At 68.0% G+C, this 20,519-nt stretch carries 18 protein-coding genes; 14 read left to right on the plus strand and 4 right to left on the minus strand.

Annotated features, from left to right (window positions below; genetic code table 11):
• Nucleotides 1–75 precede the first annotated feature (75 nt).
• On the minus strand, nucleotides 76–759 hold the full coding sequence (locus HLA91_RS00770; RefSeq protein ID WP_170273134.1) for a GntR family transcriptional regulator: 684 nt from the start codon (nucleotides 757–759) through the stop codon (nucleotides 76–78).
• A gap of 190 nt (nucleotides 760–949) precedes the next feature.
• Between HLA91_RS00770 and HLA91_RS00775 the strand changes: the two genes are divergently transcribed.
• The 5 genes from HLA91_RS00775 (at nucleotide 950) to HLA91_RS00795 (ending at nucleotide 7,090) form a co-directional block, all read left to right on the plus strand.
• Nucleotides 950–2,173 carry a sarcosine oxidase subunit beta family protein gene (locus HLA91_RS00775; protein WP_170273135.1) on the plus strand — a complete coding sequence of 408 codons (1,224 nt, stop codon included), beginning with the start codon at nucleotides 950–952 and terminating at the stop codon, nucleotides 2,171–2,173.
• Between the two features lie 26 nt (nucleotides 2,174–2,199).
• Nucleotides 2,200–2,556 (plus strand): sarcosine oxidase subunit delta, encoded by a 357-nt coding sequence (locus tag HLA91_RS00780; RefSeq protein ID WP_170273136.1) that lies wholly within the window; start codon nucleotides 2,200–2,202, stop codon nucleotides 2,554–2,556.
• Nucleotides 2,553–5,615: a 2Fe-2S iron-sulfur cluster-binding protein gene (locus HLA91_RS00785; RefSeq protein WP_170273137.1), complete on the plus strand. Its 3,063-nt coding sequence runs from the start codon at nucleotides 2,553–2,555 to the stop codon at nucleotides 5,613–5,615. Before HLA91_RS00780 ends, HLA91_RS00785 begins: the two co-directional genes overlap by 4 nt.
• Before the next feature lies 1 nt (nucleotide 5,616).
• Complete coding sequence (locus tag HLA91_RS00790; protein ID WP_170273138.1) at nucleotides 5,617–6,231, plus strand: sarcosine oxidase subunit gamma; 615 nt, start codon at nucleotides 5,617–5,619, stop codon at nucleotides 6,229–6,231.
• Between the two features lie 346 nt (nucleotides 6,232–6,577).
• Nucleotides 6,578–7,090, plus strand: a complete 513-nt coding sequence (locus HLA91_RS00795; protein ID WP_170273139.1) for a GyrI-like domain-containing protein — start codon at nucleotides 6,578–6,580, stop codon at nucleotides 7,088–7,090.
• Nucleotides 7,091–7,238: 148 nt separating this feature from the next.
• Here the strand turns inward: HLA91_RS00795 and HLA91_RS00800 are convergent, their stop codons facing one another.
• The gene (locus tag HLA91_RS00800; RefSeq protein WP_170273140.1) at nucleotides 7,239–9,287 is read right to left on the minus strand and encodes a BCCT family transporter; all 2,049 of its coding nucleotides are present in this window, start codon (nucleotides 9,285–9,287) and stop codon (nucleotides 7,239–7,241) included.
• A 310-nt stretch (nucleotides 9,288–9,597) separates the two neighbouring features.
• Between HLA91_RS00800 and HLA91_RS00805 the strand changes: the two genes are divergently transcribed.
• Genes HLA91_RS00805 through HLA91_RS00815 form a run of 3 tightly spaced genes read left to right on the plus strand, consistent with a single transcriptional unit; the run spans nucleotide 9,598 to nucleotide 12,598 of the window.
• The gene (locus HLA91_RS00805; RefSeq protein ID WP_102161169.1) at nucleotides 9,598–10,686 is read left to right on the plus strand and encodes a permuted SH3 domain-containing protein; all 1,089 of its coding nucleotides are present in this window, start codon (nucleotides 9,598–9,600) and stop codon (nucleotides 10,684–10,686) included.
• Nucleotides 10,683–11,420, plus strand: a complete 738-nt coding sequence (locus HLA91_RS00810; RefSeq protein WP_338076799.1) for an ABC transporter ATP-binding protein — start codon at nucleotides 10,683–10,685, stop codon at nucleotides 11,418–11,420. Before HLA91_RS00805 ends, HLA91_RS00810 begins: the two co-directional genes overlap by 4 nt.
• Nucleotides 11,417–12,598, plus strand: a complete 1,182-nt coding sequence (locus tag HLA91_RS00815; protein WP_170273141.1) for an ABC transporter permease — start codon at nucleotides 11,417–11,419, stop codon at nucleotides 12,596–12,598. Before HLA91_RS00810 ends, HLA91_RS00815 begins: the two co-directional genes overlap by 4 nt.
• Nucleotides 12,599–12,657: 59 nt before the next feature.
• Here the strand turns inward: HLA91_RS00815 and HLA91_RS00820 are convergent, their stop codons facing one another.
• Nucleotides 12,658–13,107 carry a flavodoxin family protein gene (locus HLA91_RS00820; protein ID WP_170273142.1) on the minus strand — a complete coding sequence of 150 codons (450 nt, stop codon included), beginning with the start codon at nucleotides 13,105–13,107 and terminating at the stop codon, nucleotides 12,658–12,660.
• Nucleotides 13,108–13,176: 69 nt separating this feature from the next.
• Here HLA91_RS00820 and HLA91_RS00825 point away from each other — a divergent pair, with 69 nt between their 5' ends.
• Entirely contained in the window at nucleotides 13,177–14,097 is a 921-nt protein-coding gene (locus HLA91_RS00825) for a Sir2 family NAD-dependent protein deacetylase (protein ID WP_170273143.1), read from the plus strand.
• Complete coding sequence (locus tag HLA91_RS00830) at nucleotides 14,094–14,882, plus strand: TIGR03085 family metal-binding protein (RefSeq protein ID WP_170273144.1); 789 nt, start codon at nucleotides 14,094–14,096, stop codon at nucleotides 14,880–14,882. The genes HLA91_RS00825 and HLA91_RS00830 overlap by 4 nt, the downstream gene beginning before the upstream one ends.
• Here the strand turns inward: HLA91_RS00830 and HLA91_RS00835 are convergent, their stop codons facing one another.
• On the minus strand, nucleotides 14,883–15,176 hold the full coding sequence (locus HLA91_RS00835) for a hypothetical protein (RefSeq protein ID WP_170273145.1): 294 nt from the start codon (nucleotides 15,174–15,176) through the stop codon (nucleotides 14,883–14,885).
• A 192-nt stretch (nucleotides 15,177–15,368) separates the two neighbouring features.
• On the opposite strand from HLA91_RS00835, the gene HLA91_RS00840 reads away from it, so the two are divergent.
• From HLA91_RS00840 to HLA91_RS00855, 4 genes are all read left to right on the plus strand, one after another.
• Nucleotides 15,369–18,653 (plus strand): DNA polymerase III subunit gamma and tau, encoded by a 3,285-nt coding sequence (locus HLA91_RS00840; RefSeq protein WP_170273146.1) that lies wholly within the window; start codon nucleotides 15,369–15,371, stop codon nucleotides 18,651–18,653.
• Complete coding sequence (gene recR / locus HLA91_RS00845; protein WP_165884517.1) at nucleotides 18,650–19,258, plus strand: recombination mediator RecR; 609 nt, start codon at nucleotides 18,650–18,652, stop codon at nucleotides 19,256–19,258. Before HLA91_RS00840 ends, recR begins: the two co-directional genes overlap by 4 nt.
• Before the next feature lie 267 nt (nucleotides 19,259–19,525).
• The gene (locus HLA91_RS00850; RefSeq protein WP_170273147.1) at nucleotides 19,526–20,149 is read left to right on the plus strand and encodes a hypothetical protein; all 624 of its coding nucleotides are present in this window, start codon (nucleotides 19,526–19,528) and stop codon (nucleotides 20,147–20,149) included.
• Complete coding sequence (locus HLA91_RS00855) at nucleotides 20,149–20,391, plus strand: helix-turn-helix domain-containing protein (RefSeq protein ID WP_170273148.1); 243 nt, start codon at nucleotides 20,149–20,151, stop codon at nucleotides 20,389–20,391. Before HLA91_RS00850 ends, HLA91_RS00855 begins: the two co-directional genes overlap by 1 nt.
• The last annotated feature ends 128 nt before the right edge of the window (nucleotides 20,392–20,519 follow it).

Below are 20,519 nucleotides of genomic sequence, written 5' to 3' on the forward strand. Positions count from 1 at the left end.
CAACCCGGGCGAGTATTCCATGCCCGAGGCGACGGTTCCCGTGCCCGAGGTGGTGGTGGGCTCGCATCGTCCGGCTCAGAGACCGCCGGTGCCCAGGGCGGTGCGCACCATCGTCTCGAAGTGGCTGACGTGCTCAGCGGCCAGGTCGGCGGCGCGCTCGCCGTCGCCGTCGAGGATCGCGGCCAGCAGCTCGGCGTGCTCGCCGACGTGCTGCGGGACCCCGCGCAGGCGCAGTGCGAGGACGCACCAGATGCGGGTGGCGAGGCTGTCGAGCCGGATGAGCGTCTCACTCAGGTGCGGATTGCCGGCGGCAGTGTAGATCGTCCGGTGCACACGGGTGTCGAACTCCAGCAGGCTCCGCGCATCGACCGCCGCGGCCGTGCTGATCGCACCAGACGTGTCGATCGCCGCGGCCTCGGCGGCGAGCGCTGCGAGCTGGCTGCGCAGCTGCGGATCCTGGCAAGCGGCAGCCCGCCGTGCGGCGACGGGCTCGAGGATGCTGCGCAGTTCGGAGATGTCGACGAGGTCGGCGATCTCGACCTGCGTGGCGAAGGTGCCGCGGCGCGGATACGAGACGACGAGGTGTTCGCTCTCCAGGCGCTTGAGCGCTTCGCGCAACGGGGTGCGGCCGATCCCGAACTCTGCTGCGAGGTTCGCCTCGCGGATCGGCTCACCTGGGGCGATGTCGAGCATCACGAGTGCATCGCGCAGGCGCACATAGGCCCGCTCGGCCAGTGAGCTCGCCTCCGGCATCAGCATCTCCCCTCATCGCGCCGCACTGCGGTGAACGAACCGCGGCGAAAGGACCTCTTGACGAGATCCTAGTCACATTCTACTGTGGTGTCACATTGATATATCAGTCGTCGATCAGTCGTCTCCTGCAGTGATGGGACGGTGTCTGAGCCCGGCACAGGCGCCGGTGCCGATGACTGCGTGCGAGAGGAGCACCATGCAGGATCAGCGCGTGCTGCCAGCGCATCCGGACTTCATGTGGCGCAGCCCGGAGCCCAAGCGCCGGTACGACGTCATCATCGTCGGCGGCGGAGGCCACGGCCTGGCCACCGCCTACTACCTGGCCAAGAACCACGGCGTCACCAACGTCGCCGTCCTCGAGCGCGGCTGGCTGGCCGGAGGCAACATGGCCCGCAACACCGCGATCATCCGCTCCAATTACCTGTGGGATGAGTCGGCGGCGATCTACGAGCACTCGATGCAGCTGTGGGAGGGCCTGGAAGACGAACTCGACTATGAGATCTTCTTCGACCAGCGCGGCGTGCTCAACCTCGCCCACACCCTGCAGGAGGTGCGCGACTCCGTCCGCCGCGTCGAAGCCAACCGGCTGGCCGGCATCGACGCCGAATGGGTCGAACCCGACCAGGTCAAAGAGCTCTGCCCCATCATCAACATCGACGACAACCTGCGCTATCCGGTCCTCGGCGCGACATACCAGGCTCGAGGCGGGATCGCCAAGCATGACTGGGTCGCCTGGGCATTCGCCCGCCGGGCCTCCGAGCTCGGCGTCGACATCATCCAGAACTGCGAGGTCACCGGCTTCGACATCGAACACGGCCAGGTCAAGGGCGTACAGACCAACCTCGGGCCGATCGGCGCTGAATCCGTCGCGCTGGCCGCGGCCGGCGCCTCCTCGACCCTGGCGGAGCTGGCCGGTTTCCGGCTGCCGATCCAGACCCGCCCGCTGCAGGCACTCGTGTCCGAACTCCACGAGATCGTCCACCCGAATGTCGTCATGAGCAACCACGTCCACGTCTACGTCTCCCAGGCGCAGAAAGGCGAACTCGTCATGGGGGCTGGCGTCGATGCGTACAACGGCTACGGCCAGCGGGGCTCATTCCACGTCATCGAACATCAGATGGCCGCCGCCGTCGAGCTCTTCCCGATCTTCGCCCGCGCCCACCTGCTGCGCGCCTGGGGCGGCAATGTCGACGTCACGATGGATGCCTCCCCGGTCGTCGGGCTCAGCCCGGTCGACAATCTCTACGTCAACTGCGGCTGGGGCACCGGCGGTTTCAAGGGCACCCCGGGCGCCGGGTACGTCTACGCCCACACGATCGCCACCGGCCAGCCGCATGAGCTCAACGCCCCGTTCAGCCTCGAGCGCTTCGACACCGGCGCCCTCGTCGACGAACACGGCGCAGCCGGCGTCGCCCACTGACCGGATCGCAGACCTCAGGAGACACCATGCTCATCATCGACTGCCCCCACTGCGGTCCCCGGATGGAGACCGAATTCCACTACGGCGGACAGGCCGACATCGCCTACCCGGCTGATGCAGCAGACCTGCCGGATACCGACTGGGCCCAGTTCCTCTTCTACCGCGACAACCCGCGCGGGGACTTCGCCGAACGCTGGGTCCACACCGCCGGTTGCCGCAGATGGCTCACCGTCACCCGCAACACCGTGACCAACGAGTTCACCTCCACTTCGCGGCCCGGCGCCCCGGCACCGCAGGCCAGCACCGACGCCCACGTCACCACCACCGCCGAGGCACCGCTCGCCTCGGGCGCGGACACCGCCCGGAAGGAGGGCCAGCCATGACCCGCACACCACACGCCAACAGCGGCCAGCCCGGCACCCGCCTGCCGGGAGCCGGCATCGATATCGACACCCCCATCAGCTTCGAGATCGACGGTGAGACGATCACCGGCCTCGCGGGTGACACGCTGGCCTCTGCGCTCATCGCCGCAGGCCGCACCCGCTGCGGTGACTCGCTGTACCGGTCGCGGCCGCGCGGCATCTTCACCGACGGCACTGCTGAGCCCAACGCCTACGTCGAGACCACCATCGACGGGGTCACCGAGACGATGCGCCAGGCCACCATCGTCGAACTCAGCCCAGGCATCACCGCCCGCACACTCACCGGCCTCGGCCGCCTCATGGACCCGCCCGCCCCAGGCGAATCCGCCGACCCGGGCAAGCGGACGATCGCCCGCTACGACAAGCGCAGCACCTTCGCCGACGTGCTCATCGTCGGCGCAGGCCCTGCCGGCCTGGCCGCCGCCCGGGCTGCCGCGCGCACCGGAGCACGGGTGATCCTGGCCGAACAGGACTTCCGCCTCGGCGGCCGCGCCCTTTCCTCCGACGAGACGATCGAAGGCCAGCCGGCCGCCGCCTGGATCGCAGGCGTCCGCGCCGAACTCGAGGCCTGCGAGGAATGCCGGATCCTCACCCGCACCGCCGTCGTCGGCGCCTTCGACTCGAACTACTTCGTCGCCGTCGAATCCCGCCGCGACCACCTCGACGGAGCACCGGCCGGCATGTCCCGGCAACGGCTGTGGCACATCACCGCCGACCAGGTGGTGCTCGCCACCGGCGCGCTCGAACGCCCCCTCGTCTTCGCCCACAACGACCGGCCCGGCATCATGCTCGCCTCGGCCGCGGCCAGTTGGCTGCACCGCTTCGGCATCCTGCCCGGCCGCCAGGTCACGATCGCCACGACGAACGACTCGCCCTACTCGCTCGCCTCCGCGCTCGCCGCCGCCGGCGCCGAGGTGACGGTCATCGACTCGCGCACGAACCCCGCCGCCGAGGCGGTCGAAACCACAGGTGTCACCGTCCACCGCGGGTGCGCGGTCACCGAATCGCTCAGCGACTGCGATGACGGGCACGTCACCGGCGTGCGCTTCGGTGCTTTCGACGGCACGCTTGTCGACGCAGCCAGCCAGCAGGAGACCGACTGCGATCTGCTGCTGCTCGCCGGCGGCTGGACGCCGACGGTGCACCTGCACTCACAGCGCCGCGGGGACCTGCACTGGGACGAGACCCTCAGCGGCTTCGTCCCGAGCACACCCGTGCGGGATCAGCACCTGGCCGGCGCCGTCTGCGGCACCTACACCACCGAGCTGTGCCTGACCGAAGGCACGACTGCCGGAGCGGCTGCTGCTGCGACGACCGCATGGGTGCGCGAACACGGCGACCCGGCCACCGCCTCGGGCACGGAGCCGGCCACCGCCTCGGGAACGGGCGTCACCGACAGCCAGCGCCGCGAGGCCTGCGGGGAGATCCGGCCGGTGTGGCTGGGCGCAGCCCGCCTGCCCGGTGGCGACCGGGCCGATGAGAACGTCGAGTTCGACACCTGCTTCCTCGACCTGCAGCGCGACGAGTCCGTGCGCAACGCCGTGCGCGCGATCAACGCCGGGATGCGCAATGTCGAGCACATCAAGCGCTACACCTCGATCGCCACCGGTGCCGAGCAGGGCCGGCTATCCTCGGTCGTGACGAACGGGATCATCGCCCAGGCACTCGGCGCCGACATTGGCGAACTGGGGGTCACGACCTTCCGCGCACCCTACTCGCCGGTGTCTTTCGCCGCCCTGGCCGGACGCTCCCACGGAGAGCTCTACGACCCAGCCCGGCTCACCCCAACCCACTTCTGGGCACTGGAGCGCGGGGTGGTGTTCGAAGACGTCGGACAGTGGAAGCGCGCCCGTTTTTTCGCCCGCGACGGTGAGGACATGGACGCTGCCGTCGCACGTGAATGCGCGGCCGTGCGTGAGCGGGTCGGCTTCCAGGACGCCTCGACACTCGGCAAGATCGAGATCCGAGGCGCCGACGCCCCGGAGTTCCTCAACCGAATGTACACCAACGGGTTCCTCAAGCTCGCCGTCGGCAAGGGCCGCTACGGGCTCATGTGCGGCCCCGACGGGATGGTCATCGACGACGGCGTCTCACTGCGCTTGGCCGAGGACCGGTACTTCATGTCGACGACGACCGGCAATGCCGCCCACATCCTCGAACACCTCGAAGAGTACGCGCAGACCGAATGGCCCGAACTCGACGTGACGATCACCTCGGTGACCGAGCAGTGGGCGACGATCGCCGTGGCCGGGCCGCTGTCGCGCAAGGTCATCGCCAAGCTCTTCCCGGACCTCGACGTCAGCCAGGACGCCTTCGGCTTCATGGAGTTCCGCACCGCCGACCTCCAGGCACCCGGCGGCGGCGAGCCGGTCCAGGCGCGGGTCTGCCGGATCACCTTCTCCGGTGAGCTCGCCTTCGAGATCAACGTGCCGGCCTGGTACGGTCGCGCGGTCGCTGAACTCGTCGAAGCCGCCGGTGAGGAGTTCGGCATCACCCCCTACGGCACCGAGACGATGCACGTGCTGCGCGCCGAGAAGGCCTTCCCGATCGTCGGGCAGGACACCGACGGCACCGTCAGCCCGCACGACCTCGGCATGGGCTGGGCAGTCTCGACGCGCAAGGAGTTCGTCGGCAGCCGCTCCTTCGCCCGCGCCTTCAACCACGACCCCAACCGCAAGCACCTCGTTGCGCTGCTGCCGGTGGACCGCGAGCTCGTGCTCCCGGAGGGCGCGCAGATCATCGCCGAGGACGACGCGCCGGCCGCCGAGGCGATCATCACCTCCCAGGGCCGGGCTGACTCAAAATCGCCGATCCCGATGATCGGGCAGGTGACGTCGAGCTACATGTCCCAGGCGCTCGGCCGCAGCTTCGCGCTCGCCCTCGTCAAGGGCGGCCGCGACCGCATCGGCCAGACCGTCGTGGCGAGCTTCGGCGGCCGCTTCGTCCCCGCGACCATCGCAGACACGGTCGTCTTCGACCCCGAGAACACGCGCCGCGACGGCGTGGAAGGAGTGAGCTGAGATGACGACGACAGCCCAGACCGGCAGCCGGGCACCGCAGCTGCGGCCGATCAGCCCAGCCGGGCACCGCCATGCCGACATGGACGCCGGCTCGAGTGCGGCAGTGCGCCTGCGCGAGATCCCGTTCGCGCAGATGCTCGCGATCCGCGCCGAACCCGGCTCGCCGATGGCCGCTGCCGTCGAGGCCGAGGTCGGCCGCCTGCCGGCTGCGGTCAAGCAGGTGACGGTCAGTCAGCAGGCCACGACCTGCTGGCTGAGCCCTGATGAGTTCCTCGCCGTGCTCACAGATGAGTCGCTCACTGCCGCCGCCGAGGTGGCGGAGACGATCATGGCCCATGCCGGTTCTGCTTCCGGTCACGTCCTCGATGTCTCAGCCAACCGCACGACCCTCGAACTGGCCGGCCCTGCCGCCCGGGACATCCTCGAATCGTCAGCGACGATCGACCTGCACCCGCGGATGTTCCCGGTCGGCACCGCCGTGGCGACGAATTTCGCTCAGACCCAGGTGATCCTGCACAAGATAGGGGAGGAGACGTGGCGGATCCTGCTGCGCTCCTCGTTCGCCGACTACGTCGTCACCTGGCTGCTCGACGCGATGGAGGAGTACCGGGACTGAGGACGACGCAGCCAGGTCACCTTCCAGTGATCATGATTGCGTGACTCGCTGGCGAACCCCATGTCCCATGCGATGCCAAAAAAGAACCGGCCCATACACAGATAGTGGCCAGAGCCTGCATCTGCGAGAGGGGCGCGGTGTTTATGGCTCGAGGATACGGCATTGGATGAAGGGCGGTCACGTTGCTTGCCGACTTCTCACATGCCTGCCCGTGGCGGGGGCTTCGAACAGGTCGAGTGCAGGGCAGGTAGCATCAGCCGCAGGGAACCCCGCCCCAACAGCGGGCTCCCTGCGGCTTGTGCATGCAGCGCTGGCCGGAACGCCGATGCCTGATGAGAGGGCTGCCATGGCTGACATCACGACCCCAGAGATCATCGACTTCCCCGGCAGCCCCACCGCTGTCGTCCGCGCCGAAGGGCTGGAGGTCGCCGAGATCGCCGCCTACATGGATGAGACCTTCGCCGCCTTGACCCTGGCGATCGAGAACGGCGACATCACTCCGGCAGGCCCGGCCTTCTGCCGCTACGACACCGCGATGGTCCCCGACGAGACCGGCCAGCTGCCGCCGCTCGACCTCGAAGCCGGATTCCCACTCGCATCCGCACTCGACGCTGCACTCACCATCGGCGAAGTCCGCATCGACCCATCCGAGCTTCCGGCCTGCCAACTGGCGGTCACGAAGCACACCGGCCCCTATGACGGTCTCGGCGAGGCATGGGAACAGTGCACGCAGGCACTCGTCGATGACGGATACTCACTCGGCATGCCCTACTGGGAGGCCTACGACACCGAACCGACCCCGGACACCGACCCGGCCACGCTCGTGACCGGACTCGCCGTCCCCGTCACCCGCGACTGAGCCCAATCCGCTCTGCCGGTCGCCTGAACCCTGCCGGCCACGTGCGCCCTGCCAGCACGGACGGCCGCCCAGACACGAACATGCCCCGCACAGCCGGAGGAACTGTGCGGGGCATGCCGCGTCGATCGCGCAGGTCAGCTCACGGAGCTCACCGTTCGTCGGGCAGGCGAGTGCTGGCCTCACCGGCCCGGCGGGCGACGTCGGACTGCTCCCGGTCGCTTCGGCTGCGGGTGAAGAGGTTCTTCGTGGCCGAGAGCCGGTAGTCGATGCGGTTGTCGACGCGGTGATCGACCTTGTCGCCGAGCACATCGTCGAACTCGTCGGAGAGGTACTCCGACATCTGCTTGCTCTCAATGACGCGCTTGATCGCGACCTGCCGGGCGTCTTCCTTGCGGAACGCCTGCACTGAGGCGACCGCGATGAGGATGAGCACGATCGAGAACGGAAGCGCTGTGGCAAGGGATGCCGCTTGCAGCGCTTCCAGACCGCCTGCCAGCAGCAGGCCGATGGCGATAGCGCCTTCGAGTGCGCAGAAGAGGATGCGCGACCACATCGGCGGGTTCGGGTGTCCGCCGGATGCGAGCATGTCGACGACGAGCGACCCGGAGTCCGATGAGGTGATGAAGAAGACCGTCACGAGGATGATCGCCAGGACGGACATGATCGCACCCATCGGCAGACCGGAGAGCACGTCGAACAGCGCCTTCTCAGCGACCACGCCCTCCTGCGGGTCGACGAGCCCGCCGGAGCCGAACAGCTCCTGGTGGATACCGGCGCCACCGAGCACGGAGAACCAGAAGAAGCCGACGAGCGAGGGCACGACGAGCACACCGGCGATGAATTCGCGCACGGTGCGCCCGCGCGAGATCCGGGCGATGAACACGCCGACGAAGGGCGCCCAGGAGATCCACCAGCCCCAGTAGAAGATGGTCCAGGCCGAGTTCCATTCTGCGCCCTCAGCGCCGGTGAAGGCACCGGCATCGAAGGTGAGGTTGAAGAAGTTCGCCAGGTACACACCGAGGGACTCGATGAAGTTCTCGAATAGGAACAGCGTCGGCCCGAGCATGAGCACGGCGATGAGCAGCAGGCCGGCGACGGACAGGTTGATGTTCGACAGCCACTTGATGCCTGCGCCCACACCTGAGACCACCGACAGGGTGGCCAGGAAGGTGATGCCGGTGATGAGGATGATGAGGAAGGTGTTGTCGACGGTGTCGACGACGCCGATCTCCTGCAGACCCGAGGAGATCTGCTGGACGCCCAGGCCCAGCGAGGTGGCGATGCCGAAGACGGTGCCGAACACGGCGAGGATGTCGATGAGGTCACCGACCCAGCCGCGCACGCGGTCGCCGAGGAGGGGCTCGAGTGCCCAGCGGATCGAGACCGGGCGGCCCCGCCGGTGGATGGCGTAGGCCAGTGCAAGGCCGATGACGGCATAGATCGACCACGGGTGCAGTCCCCAGTGGATGAACGTCTGCGCCATCGCCAGATGCTGCTGCTCGACTCCGTCGGTCGGCCAGCCCGGTTTGGGCGTGGTCGTCGCATAGGTCAGCGGCTCGCCGACACCGTAGAACACCAGGCCGATGCCCATACCGGCAGCGAACAGCATCGCAAACCACGACAGCAGCCCGAACTCCGGCTCTTCACCGTCGTCGCCAAGCCGGATCTTGCCGAACTTCGAGACCCCGATGCCGATCGAGAAGAACACGAACCCGCCGATGACGAGCATGTAGTACCAGCCGAGGTTGTGCACGATCCAGCTGTTCATGCTGGTGAGCACCTTGCCGGTGGTGTCCTGGAACAGGATCGCCAGCACCGCGATGAGGCCGATGAGCAGGATCGAGGGCCAGAACACGGCCGGTGCGATGAGGCCGCTCTTATTCAGCCGCACGCCCTGGGCCATGAGCTTGGCCGCGATCCGCGAGTCGGCGTCGTCCTCCTCGATCTGCAGGTAGTCCGGCAGCCGCAGCTCCTCGGCGTCGCGGACGTCCTCGCGCAGGTGCGCAGGAGCCGCTTCGACGGCGGTCGTCGTCTTCCCGCCTGACACCGTGCCCGAGGCGGTGGCCCCGGTGCTGCCCGAGGTGCCGTTGCCTGAGGTTTCGTTGCCCGAGGTGCCGGTCGAGTCGGTGGAATCGGGTCGCCTATCGGAGTGATCCGGTTCGTTGTCGCGTCTTGTATGGTCAGTATTCACTGTCATTCTTTCCGTATTGTCAGCGGATCTGCGTATCGAACTCCGTCACATACCATTTCGGAATGTCTGCCTGGCGGCAAATTGCAGCGGGGTCCCGGTGAGGCGCCTCACATGCGTCGTCACCCTTCTACAGTAACCGCGTTGGCGGCTCAGTGGCCGGAACCGGCTTTCGCGACCGCTATTGAACACTGTTCGTTGCGGTTCTGTGACCAGCAGTGACATGCAATCGCAACACTCCTGTCATACGCCCTCCTTAGACTCGTGCTCACGCTGCGCGCCCACGCGCGCAGCGCAGTCGATCCCCGAGGTGCTCCCCATGCATGTCTTCCGCCGTGTCGTCCTTCCCGTCAGCTACCTGGTGGTGCTGCTTATCATCGCCGTGGCTCTGGCATGGCTGGCATTCCGCCCGCAGACCTCCGAGACCGTCGGCGGTGAGCCGACCGGGGAGACGCTGGCCGAGGAGGCGATCGTCGAACGCGGCGACGTGTCGAACAAGCTCACCTTCGACGGCAAGATCGAAGTCGAACCGGCCAAGGACGCCAAGGCCAGTGAGACCGGCACCCTCGTCCACGTCTTTGAGGAATCCGGCCGCCAGGTCAAGCAGGGCGCCCAGCTCTACCAGATCAAGGTCGAAGGCGAAGCCCCCGAACCGGCCCCAGAGCCCGGTGACGGCGATGACCTCGGCGATGACGCCCCGGCCCCCGCCGCCCCACCGGCCCCGCGCCCGCGCTACATCAACGTCGTCGCGCCGGCTGACGGCGTCGTCGGTGAGTACAGCGTCGAGAAGGGCGAAGACGTCTCCAAGGGCCAGGCGGTCACGAGCATCGAACAGGACTCCTTCCGCGCCGTCGCCTCGATCGAACCCGCCCAGCTTTACCGCATCCCGAAGATGCCCGGCGCCGGCACCGTCACGATCACCGACGGACCGCAGCCCTTCGAATGCACGAGCCTGCGCCTCAACCAGGTCTCCGGCAGCCGCGGGTCCGGCGGAACCGACACCTCGGGTGCGGACGAGGAGCCCAGCGACGACTCCTCCGAGGATGCGGCTCCAGCCCTGGGTGCCGGATCCGGGCCCTCGCTCAGCTGCGAGGTGCCCGATGAGGTCACCGTCTACAACGGCCTGGACATGAAACTCGAACTCGACGCCGGCACCGCCACCGATGTGCTCGTCGTGCCGACCACCGCCGTGCGCGGGGCGATCGGCGAGGGCAGCGTGTGGGTCATCGGCGAGACCGGCGAACCGGTCGAGACGAAGGTCAAGCTCGGCCTCAACGACGGCGAGCACGTCGAGATCACCGAGGGCCTCGAAGAGGGCCAGACGATCGCCGCCTACGTCCCCGGCGCCCAGCCGGAGGCCGACGAGGAGTACAACGACCTCGGCGAGTTCGACGCGGGGGACATGTGAGCGCCCCGATCCTGCAGCTGCGCGACGTCACCCGCTCCGTCCGGCTGCCCAACGACAGCATCCTCGACATCCTCACCGGCATCGACGTCGACGTCTACCCGCGCGACCACGTCGGCATCGTCGGCCGCTCGGGAACCGGCAAATCGACCCTGCTCAACATCCTCGGCCTGCTCGACCGGCCTACCAGCGGGGGCATGTGGTTCGCCGGGACCGAGGTGTCGCGCATCGCCCAGCGCAAGGCCGCCGTGATCCGCGGCCGGGACATCGGGTTCGTGTTCCAGCAGTTCAACCTGCTGCCCGGCCGCACCGCCCTGGAGAATGTCGAAGCCCCGCTGCTCTACGGCACCCCATCGGAGTTCTGGCAGCGCCGCAAGCTCGCCACCCGCGCACTCGAGCGCCTCGGACTCGGCCACCGCCTGAACCAGCTGCCGATCGCACTCTCCGGAGGCGAGCAGCAGCGGGTCGCGATCGCGAGGGCGATCGTGCGCTCCCCGCGCGTGCTGCTCGCCGATGAGCCCACCGGCGCCCTCGACGTCGACACCGGACTGTCGGTCATGCGGCTGTTGGAGAAGATCACCTCTGAAGGCGACTGCTCGCTCATCACCATCACCCACGACCCGAACATCGCCGCGATGGCCGGCCGCCGCTTCCAGCTCAAGGACGGCCACCTGCACCTGCTCGAAACCGCCACCGCAGCCGAAGTCGCCTCCCACCTCGGCGGAGGTGCGGCATGACGACGATCGTGTCCCTGCTCGCCGAGGCCTGGCAGGAGCTGCGCATCCACAAGCTGCGCGTGCTGCTGTCCCTCATCGGCGTCGGTGTCGCCGTGTGCGCGCTTACCCTCGTCGTCGCGCTCGGTGCGATCACCGAACGCGTCCAGCAGGAGTCGATGGAGCGCCTCGGCGGCCGGCCGGTGACCCTGAGCCTGGGCGCACCCTCACTGCGCAGCGCGGCTGAATACGAGGTGTTCCGCGACAAGCTCGACGCCGAGGCCGAGCGGTTCGGCATCAGCCACATCTCCGCGGTCTCCGAGGAGTTCGGCTCGGTCGCCGTCCACGACACCCCCTATGAGGTCGGCCTCAACGCCGTCGACCCCGACTACCGCATCATGCGCCACCAGATCGTCGCCGCCGGCCGTTGGTTCGAACCCGGCGACGAGCGCAACATGTCCCCGCCGGTGGTGGTGACGACGAACTTCTTCGACGAGACCGGCATCAGCGCAGCCGACCTGCCGATGACGATCACCGCCCCGAGCGGGGCGAGCGCCACCATCATCGGTGCGGTGCAGGGCGGCGGCGTATTCGAGTCCGCCTCCCTGTACTTCCTGCCCGAGCACATGCCGGTCATGAGCCCCGAGTCCGGATTCGACTCGCTGCGCTTCGAGCTGTGGGTGCCTGAGCACAACCACAAGGCCCTGACCAAGCAGCTGAACGCAGCAGTCAAGTCCAGCCTCGGTGTTGAGAGCATCGAGCGCAGCGACTATGCCGAGGACGGCGACATGGGCCTGGCCCTGGTGAAGATGATCCTGCTCGCCATCGCCGGCATCATCATGGCCATGGGCGTACTCGGCATGATCAACATCGCCGTCGTGACGATCCAGCAGCGGATCCGCGAGATCGGCATCCGGCGCAGCTTCGGCGCCTCCTCGGGACGGGTGTTCTTCGCCGTCATGATGGAAAGCGTCGTCGGCACCTTCGTCGCAGGTCTCATCGGGGTCGGCACGGCGATCCTGCTGCTGCGCAACCCATTCGTGGCCGACAAGCTCTTCGGCGGACTGGCCGAACCGCCCCCGTTCCCGCTCTCAGCCGCGGTCGTCGGAATGCTCGTCGCGCTCGCCGTCGGCGGACTGGCCGGTCTCATCCCAGCCCTCGTCGCCACCCGTATCCGGATCATCGACGCGATCCGCACCTGACCCGGCCGCCGCCTCGGGTGCGGACCCGACCACCGCCTCGGGCACGGACCCGGTGCCCCTCACATCACGGTCGCGGCGACCGTGGCGGCCATCTCGGTGACCTGTGCGAGGTGCTCCTCGCCGACCTCGCCGGTGAAGGTGACCGGCTCGAAGGCCTTCTCCCACCCGAATCCGGTGGTGATCGCCTCCATCGCCTTCTCGGCCCCCGTTGTGTCGTAGCCGCCGTGGATCCAGTAGGAGAACGGCCGCCCGGCGGTCTGCTCGCGGGTGTCGTAGTAGGTGGTGTCGAAGAAATGCTTGAGGGCACCGGAGATGTAGCCGAAGTTCGCCGTCGTGCCGAGCACGTATGCGTCAGCTGCGAGCACATCGTCTGCTGTCGCCTCGAGTGCGGCCCGCTCGATGACCTCGACGCCGTCGAGTTCGGGCATATTCAGTCCCTCCCGCGCAGCCGCAGCGAGCTCTTCAGTCGCTGGCGAGGGCGAATGGTGGACGAGCAGCACACGTGCCATATCTCCACTGTAGCGAGCGCCGCGCCCGAGGTGAATGCCCGGTTTGCGCGGATCGATAGACTGCCGTGCATGGCAGTCATCCGCGATCCGCTGCGCGGTGCGCGCACCCCGCAGCCGAGTCACAGCGACGAGCAGATCGCCGCAGTCATCGCCGAGCTGGCAGACTCTGCGCCGGCTGGCGAGCACCCGTGGACGGTGCTCACCGGGGCCGGAATGAGCACCGATTCCGGCATTCCCGACTATCGCGGTCCCGGCTCCCCGCGCCGGAACCCGATGACCTACCAGACCTTTCTGTCGCATCCGCGGCAGCGCGCCCGCTATTGGGCGCGCAGCTGGGTCGGCTACCCCCGGACGCGCCTGGCCGAACCGAACCGCGGGCACGAACTCCTCGCCTGCCTCAGGCTCGGACCTCTCATCACGCAGAACGTCGACGGACTGCACATCGCCGCCGGTTCCGATCCGGTCATCGAGCTGCACGGCAGCCTCGCCAGGGTGGTGTGCCTGCAGTGCCGGCGGATCTTCGACCGCAGCTGGCTGCAGGAGGAGATGACGGCGCTGAATCCCGGCTTCGGCGAACGGCTCGAGGTCGACCTGGCTGATATCGAGACCGCTCCCGACGGCGACGTCGAACTCGATGAGACCGCCGGGTTCCGCTACCCGGACTGCCCGATCTGCGGCGGCATCCTCAAACCCGATGTCGTGTACTTCGGCGAATCCGTCCCGCGTGAGCGCGTTGAGGCCGCCACCGCCGCCGTCGATGCCGGGTCAGGGCTGCTTGTGGCCGGCAGTTCGCTGGCGGTGCACTCGGGACTGCGGTTCGTCCGCCGGGCGGCCAAGGCCGGCAAGCCGATCGTCATCGTCACCGACGGCCCGACGCGCGGCGATGACCTGGCCGATTATCGCTCCACCAGCCGGATTGCGGACTTTCTGCAGACACTCAGCGAGAAATGTGGACGCCTTCGCACAGCAGACGGCAGACTGAGTGTATGAGGAAGAACTACGCACGCGACGAACGGCTCAGCCTAGCGGCGCTGATGTTCGATGTCGGCCCCGATGCACCCACCCTGTGTGAGGGATGGACGGTGCGGGATCTGGCAGTTCACCTCGTCATCCGCGACCGCCGGCCCTTCGCGCTGCCGGGCAACGCCTCTCCGCAGCTGGCCGAACGCTTCCCGTCGCTGGACCGGTACAAGACCTCGGTCGAGACCGAGTTCACCGAGATGCCGTTCGAGCAGCTCGTCGGGCTCATGGCCGAGGGCGCGCCGATCTGGTCACCGGCGAAGCTGTCGTCAGTCGACCGGGTGATGAACACCGCGGAGTTCCTCGTCCACCACGAGGACGTCCGCCGGGCTGCCGATGACTGGCAGCCGCGCAGCCTGTCATGGGACATGCAGATGAGTGTGTGGCCGCTGCTGAAGATGCTCGTGCTGCCCCAGGCTCTCTCCCTCGGCAAGCACCTGATCTTCGACGCTCCCGGATTCGCCGGCACCACCGCCGGGCCCAAGTCCAAAGGCATCATGAAGGTCACCGGCAAGCCGCTGGAGATCCTGCTGTGGGTCTACGGCCGCAAGGACCATGCGATCGTCGAGGTCGAGGAGTTCGACCCGCCTGAGGGAACCGACCCCGAGGCGGGAGACGATGTGCAGACCGGCACCCTTCCCATCGTGGAGCCGTGCCCAGGCGACGTGAGCGCCGACGACCGTGGCGACAGCGAGCACGGTGACGCTGCCGGGCGCGGCGATGCAGCTGGGCGCGATGACGCCGCCGGGCACTGATCAGCGCTCCGGCGACTGATCCTCCGGGCCGCGCGGGCCCCGCACGTCGCGTGGGTTCATCGCCTCGTGTTCGCCTGTCGGGCTGGCTGGACCGGTCTGGCCTGCAACCGGCGCCGCGCCTCCCGCGCTGTCGCGCTCCTGCTGAAGCCGGCGCTGCTCCTCAGCGTGCATGCGGGCGCCGATATAGGAGTTCGGCCGGTTCATCGTCCGGTAGATGAGGTAGCCGCCGCCGAAGAGCGTGATGAAGAAGAACGCGATGACAATGAGCACCGCCAGAAGCTGCGGCTCATCCATCTTTCGGCCTCCTGATCTGGGGAGAAGGAAACGCGGTTCGGCAGTATGCACTCTGCGGTGCACGGGTGCCGTTCCGCCACCATGGTGCCACACCTCGTCCTCCGCGCAGCATCCGACCCAGCCACCGCCTCGGGAGCGGGGATCCACAGCGTCAGCTGAGCGATGTCATCGGTTCGCAGTAGGGTAGGGGATGTGTCTACTGCACTGTACCGCCGCTACCGCCCGGAGACTTTCGATGAGGTCATCGGCCAGGACCATGTGGTCACCCCGCTCATGGCCGCGATCGCCAATGACCGCATCAACCATGCCTATCTGTTCTCCGGCCCCCGCGGCTGCGGCAAGACCACCTCAGCGCGCATCCTCGCCCGCTGCCTCAACTGCGTCGAGGGCCCGACCGCGCAGCCGTGCGGGCAGTGCCCCAGCTGCCGCGACCTCGCCAACGACGGTCCCGGCTCACTCGACGTCGTCGAGATCGACGCAGCCAGCCACAACGGTGTCGATGACGCCCGTGACCTGCGCGAACGTGCGGTCTACGCGCCTGCCCGTGACCGGTTCAAGGTCTTCATCCTCGATGAGGCGCATATGGTCACGCCGCAGGGCTTCAACGCCCTGCTCAAGCTCGTCGAGGAGCCGCCGGCGCATGTGAAGTTCGTCTTCGCGACCACCGAGCCGGAGAAGGTCATCGGCACCATCCGCTCGCGTACGCACCACTACCCCTTCCGGCTCGTCCCGCCCGAGGTGCTCACCGGCTATCTCGAGGAGCTGTGCACGCGGGAGAACGTGCCGGTCTCTAAGGGCGTGCTGCCGCTGGTCGTGCGCGCCGGCGGCGGATCGGTGCGCGATTCGCTCTCCGTGCTCGACCAGCTCATGGCCGGCGCCGGAGCTGACGGCGTCGACTACCACACCGCGATCGCGCTGCTGGGCTACACGCCCGATTCGCTGCTCGGTGACATCGTCGACGCATTCTCCGCCGGTGACGGGGCGGCGGTGTTCCGGGTCGTCGACCGGGTCATCGAGTCCGGCCAGGATCCGCGCCGGTTCGTTGAGGATCTGCTCGAGAGGTTCCGCGACCTGGTGGTCGTCGGTGCCGCGCCCGAGGCGGCGGCCTCGTTCCTGCCTGAGGTCCCCTCCGATCGCCTGGAGCGACTCGTCCAGCAGGCCCGGTCGTTCGGCCAGGCCGAGCTGTCCCGGGCTGCGGATCTTTTCAATACGGGGCTGTCGGAGATGTCCGGCGCGACCTCGCCGCGACTGCAGCTCGAGCTCATCTGTGCGCGCGTGCTGCTGCCGGCTGCCGAGAAGTCCCGCCGGTCAACGCTCAGCCGTGTAGAGCGGATCGAACGCCGCATCGGCATGGGTGCCACCGGCACTCTGCCGCCTGGAGCAGTTCCGGCTGCCGTACCCGAGGGCACCGATAACGGTCCTGGTGCTGCCGAGGCCGGTAGCACCGCTGGTGTTGCCGCGCAGACTGAGTCTGCCCAGCCTGCGAAGCCTGCGCCAGCTCCTGCGCGCAGCGTCGACGACGACCTCAACGAGTTCGCAGCTGCTGCCGCTGCAGCAGAATCCATGCTCAGTGATGAACCAGACGCCGGGCAGTCCGCAGAATCCGCCCCGGCGGCTGACCCGTCATCGCCCGAACCGACATCTGCAGCGCCCGAGGCGACTGCGCCTGAGCCGACCGCGTCAGCCGTGCCCGAAGCCGCTGCCACCGCTGCGCGGCGTGCCGCAGACTCTTCTGCTCCCGCAGCCGCAGACGCCGGCCAGCAGACTGGTGCGCAGCAGCCGACGGAATCGCAGCAGCCAGCTCAGCCTCAACCGTCTGCTCGGCCCGAACAGGCCCGGCCGCAGTCGGCCCCGGCAGCCCAGACTTCTCCTCAGCCCGGGCAGGTCTCGCAGCCCAGCCAGACGCAGGGCATGCAACAGCCGTCCCAGCCTCAGCCTGCCTCCGAGCCTGCGCAGCCGCCGACCCCCGCCTCGGGACCGGGACAGCCAGGAGCGGAGATCGATGCGATCCGCCGCGCTTGGCCCGACATCCTCGACGCGCTCGGCCGCACAGCGAAGCTCGCTCGCGCGATCGTGAGCAACAGTGCGGTGCCCTATGGATTCACCGACGGTGTCTTCTACCTCGGGTTCGACAACCCTGGTGCGCTCAACTCCTTCAATCGCGGAAACAACGCGCAGAAGCTGAGCGAAGCGCTCAATGACGTGCTCGGCATCCAAGCCCGTGTCGAAGTCGGCCCGGCGAGCGGAAACGTGCCCGGAGTCAACAGCGGCGGCGCGCCCGCAGCCAACCCGGGCAACCCCGGTGGGGGAGCTGGCGGGCCGCAGAGTTCCCGTGGACCGGAGCAGCAGAACACGATCAACCGCCCGCGGCCCACGCAGGAGGAGATCGACTCCGTCGTCGGCCCCCGCGAGGCCGACCGCGAGCCGATCGACCATGAGCGCTTCTGGCAGAGCCCCGGCGATACAGCAGTTGCCGAATCCGCCGCCGACGATGCGGAGGAAGGGCAAGGCCTAGACCACCCCGCAGCCGAGACGCCTGACACGGCAGGGGAGAAGCCGAACGCAGAGCAGTCCGAACCGGAACCGCAGGCAAACCCCGGCAGCCAGCCGACAAGGGAAGAGTCGACCGCGGACGAGTCGACTGAGGAACGGTCGGCAGCGAACCAGCCAGCTGCCGAAGAACCGGCGGCTCCTCAGCAGCACCCCGCACGCCAGGCACCTATCGCCGATGACGTCGAAGAGCCTGACGACGGACCCGAACGACCACCGGAGGACGACTACTACGCAGGTGCTGACTTCGGCGACCCGTATGAGGCAGATACGAGCGCAGGCTCCGGCGCGGTCGATATGCCAGCCGTCGTCGTACCACCGCCAGCAGCCATCGACGACGAGCCCGATTCATTCGGTGCCGATTCAGGCGACCCCGGAACGACTGACGCGGCAGACTCCGACGCGGCAACGACTGACGCTGGTGCCCCGGACGCCTCGGCGCCCTCGGCGAGCGGCAGTGCGTCGGACAGCGACGATGACCTCGACTTCCTCGGCGCCTATGCCGACCCGAACATCGCCTTCACCACCAACGACGGACCGGAAGCCCCGCTGCCGAAGGGCGAGGAGCCGGTAGAATCGGCCAACCCGTACGCCAGCTTCGCGCAGCGCGCCCAGCAGAACGGCAATGGCAGCACCCCTGGCCACGACGCGAACCCAGGTGCTGCCGAACAGGCAGCCCACACCTCGGGCCCGGCCGACGCCGCAGACCCGGGGCCTGCGGCAGGCAGCGGACCGGCAATGGCTGGTGCCGCCAACGGCGACGGGCCGGAAGCCCAGCGCCAGCAGACCGGCGCCGGTCGGCCCGATGACGGATACGAGGACTTCGATCCCGATACGGATATGGACATCACCGAGGCCCCTGACGTCGGCGTGCCCGTCGTCGAACGAATCCTCGGCGGTGTCGTGATCGAGGAGACGGACGCATGAGCATGCTCTACGAAGGCGCCCTGCAGGACCTGGTCGACGAATTCGGCAAGCTGCCGGGAATCGGCCCCAAGTCCGCTCAGCGCCTGGCCTTCCACATCCTGCAGAGTCCCAGCGAGGACGTCTCCGGACTCGCCCGCGCCCTGACCGAGGTGAAGAAGCGGGTGAAGTTCTGCGAGACCTGCGGCAACGTCGCAGAGGACACCGAATGCGTCATCTGCAAGGACACCCGCCGCGACCAGAGCGTCATCTGTGTGGTCGAAGAGCCCAAGGACGTCATCGCCATCGAACGCACCCGCGAGTTCCGCGGGCTCTACCACGTCCTCGGCGGTGCGATCGACCCGATGGCCGGCATCGGCCCCGATGAGCTGCGCATCAAGAGCCTGCTGCCGCGGCTGCAGAGCGGCGAGGTCACCGAATGCGTCATCGCCACCGACCCGAACCTCGAAGGCGAGGCGACCGCCACCTACCTCGTGCGGCTGCTCTCCAGCCTCGGCATCACCGTCAGCCGGCTGGCCTCCGGCCTGCCGGTCGGCGGCGACCTCGAATACGCCGATGAGGTCACCCTCGGCCGCGCCTTCGAAGGCCGTCGGCCCGTTGCCCAGTGACAGCCGAAGCCCTGTAACGGAGGCCCCGTGACAGGAGCCCAGCGGCCCTGCACACACAGCCCAGCCCGGCCGGAACCCCGGCCGGGCTGAATTTTTTTTCTGGGGCCTCACCAGGCACAACGCAGTTTATCGACTATCGATATGCCGCAGGCCCTTCACTCCTTTATCGAAACTCGAGAAGTATATTGATTGTCGATATATCGAGAATCGATATACGACGATGACAACCCTCGATTAAGATGGCAACCCTCGATTAAGGAGAAGCCCATGAACACCCCGGGCAACACAGCACCTGCAACCGCCGCCGGCCGTCGCAAGAGCCGCGGAGGCCTGGAACTCTTCAGCCTCATGGCCCTGGCTGTCATCCTCGTCAACGCCGTCACCAGCATCGTGCGGGCGATCGTCAACCGCGAACTCACCGTCTCGCTCGAGCTGCCGGACGAAACCGAAGGCCTCATCTCCGGAGTCCCGGCCCGCGCCGACGGGCTCATGAGCTTCATCATCCCCTTCGATGAGCTCAGCGCATGGGCGATCACCCACGTGCTCATCGCACAGATCATCCTCGTCGCCGGAACCCTCGTCGCAGGCTGGTACCTCAGCCGGGTCATCAGCATCATCGCCGAAGGCAAGCCGCTGTCGCAGCGGGCCTCGCGCTTCCTGAGCATCGCCTTCTGGGTCGCCTTCGGCACGGGACTGGCCGTCGGACTCAACCTCATGCTCGGCGGCAACCTCGTCACCCGCGACCTCGGCATCGCCGAAGCCGGCTTCACCAACGGAGTCACCACCATGGGCAGCTTCGTCTGGCTCGGCGTCCTCGGCCTCATCCAGGTCTTCCGCCTGGCCCTGCAGCGCGGCCAGCGCGCAGAGGACGAGCTCGAAGGAGTCATCTGATGAGCACCGAGAACACCACCCGCGCGGTCCGCTGCCACCTCGACGAGCTGCTCACCGCCCGCGGCAAGACCCTGACCGAACTGGCGAACGAGGTGGGCATGACACTGGCCAACCTCTCGGTGCTGAAGAACAACCGCGCCAAGGCCATCCGCTACACCACACTCGTGGCCCTGTGCGACGCACTGGACTGCCAGCCCGGTGACCTCTTCACCGTGGTCGAGGTGCCGGTCCCGGCCGGCTGACCCCGCACCTCCCGAGAACTCAGCCCCCACCTCGGGACCGGCGCACCCCTCAGAGACCGAGCCCCCACCTCGGGACTGGAAAGGCCCGTCATCGTCCAGATGGCGGGGCCTTCTGATGCCCGCGCGGG

This window comes from Brevibacterium luteolum (genome assembly GCF_013004595.1).
Lineage (GTDB): Bacteria > Actinomycetota > Actinomycetes > Actinomycetales > Brevibacteriaceae > Brevibacterium > Brevibacterium luteolum.

Bases quoted from the DNA above. Each gene is read 5' to 3' on its own strand.
- HLA91_RS00805 (WP_102161169.1), top strand. From the start codon at position 9,598: ATGCATGTCTTCCGCCGTGTCGTCCTTCCCGTCAGCTACCTGGTGGTG.
- HLA91_RS00825 (WP_170273143.1), top strand. From the start codon at position 13,177: ATGGCAGTCATCCGCGATCCGCTGCGCGGTGCGCGCACCCCGCAGCCG.
- HLA91_RS00830 (WP_170273144.1), top strand. From the start codon at position 14,094: ATGAGGAAGAACTACGCACGCGACGAACGGCTCAGCCTAGCGGCGCTG.
- HLA91_RS00850 (WP_170273147.1), top strand. From the start codon at position 19,526: ATGAACACCCCGGGCAACACAGCACCTGCAACCGCCGCCGGCCGTCGC.
- recR (WP_165884517.1), top strand. From the start codon at position 18,650: ATGAGCATGCTCTACGAAGGCGCCCTGCAGGACCTGGTCGACGAATTC.
- HLA91_RS00835 (WP_170273145.1), bottom strand. From the start codon at position 15,176: ATGGATGAGCCGCAGCTTCTGGCGGTGCTCATTGTCATCGCGTTCTTC.
- HLA91_RS00775 (WP_170273135.1), top strand. From the start codon at position 950: ATGCAGGATCAGCGCGTGCTGCCAGCGCATCCGGACTTCATGTGGCGC.
- HLA91_RS00785 (WP_170273137.1), top strand. From the start codon at position 2,553: ATGACCCGCACACCACACGCCAACAGCGGCCAGCCCGGCACCCGCCTG.
- HLA91_RS00770 (WP_170273134.1), bottom strand. From the start codon at position 759: ATGCTGATGCCGGAGGCGAGCTCACTGGCCGAGCGGGCCTATGTGCGC.
- HLA91_RS00820 (WP_170273142.1), bottom strand. From the start codon at position 13,107: ATGGCACGTGTGCTGCTCGTCCACCATTCGCCCTCGCCAGCGACTGAA.
- HLA91_RS00855 (WP_170273148.1), top strand. From the start codon at position 20,149: ATGAGCACCGAGAACACCACCCGCGCGGTCCGCTGCCACCTCGACGAG.
- HLA91_RS00780 (WP_170273136.1), top strand. From the start codon at position 2,200: ATGCTCATCATCGACTGCCCCCACTGCGGTCCCCGGATGGAGACCGAA.
- HLA91_RS00795 (WP_170273139.1), top strand. From the start codon at position 6,578: ATGGCTGACATCACGACCCCAGAGATCATCGACTTCCCCGGCAGCCCC.
- HLA91_RS00790 (WP_170273138.1), top strand. From the start codon at position 5,617: ATGACGACGACAGCCCAGACCGGCAGCCGGGCACCGCAGCTGCGGCCG.
- HLA91_RS00815 (WP_170273141.1), top strand. From the start codon at position 11,417: ATGACGACGATCGTGTCCCTGCTCGCCGAGGCCTGGCAGGAGCTGCGC.
- HLA91_RS00800 (WP_170273140.1), bottom strand. From the start codon at position 9,287: ATGACAGTGAATACTGACCATACAAGACGCGACAACGAACCGGATCAC.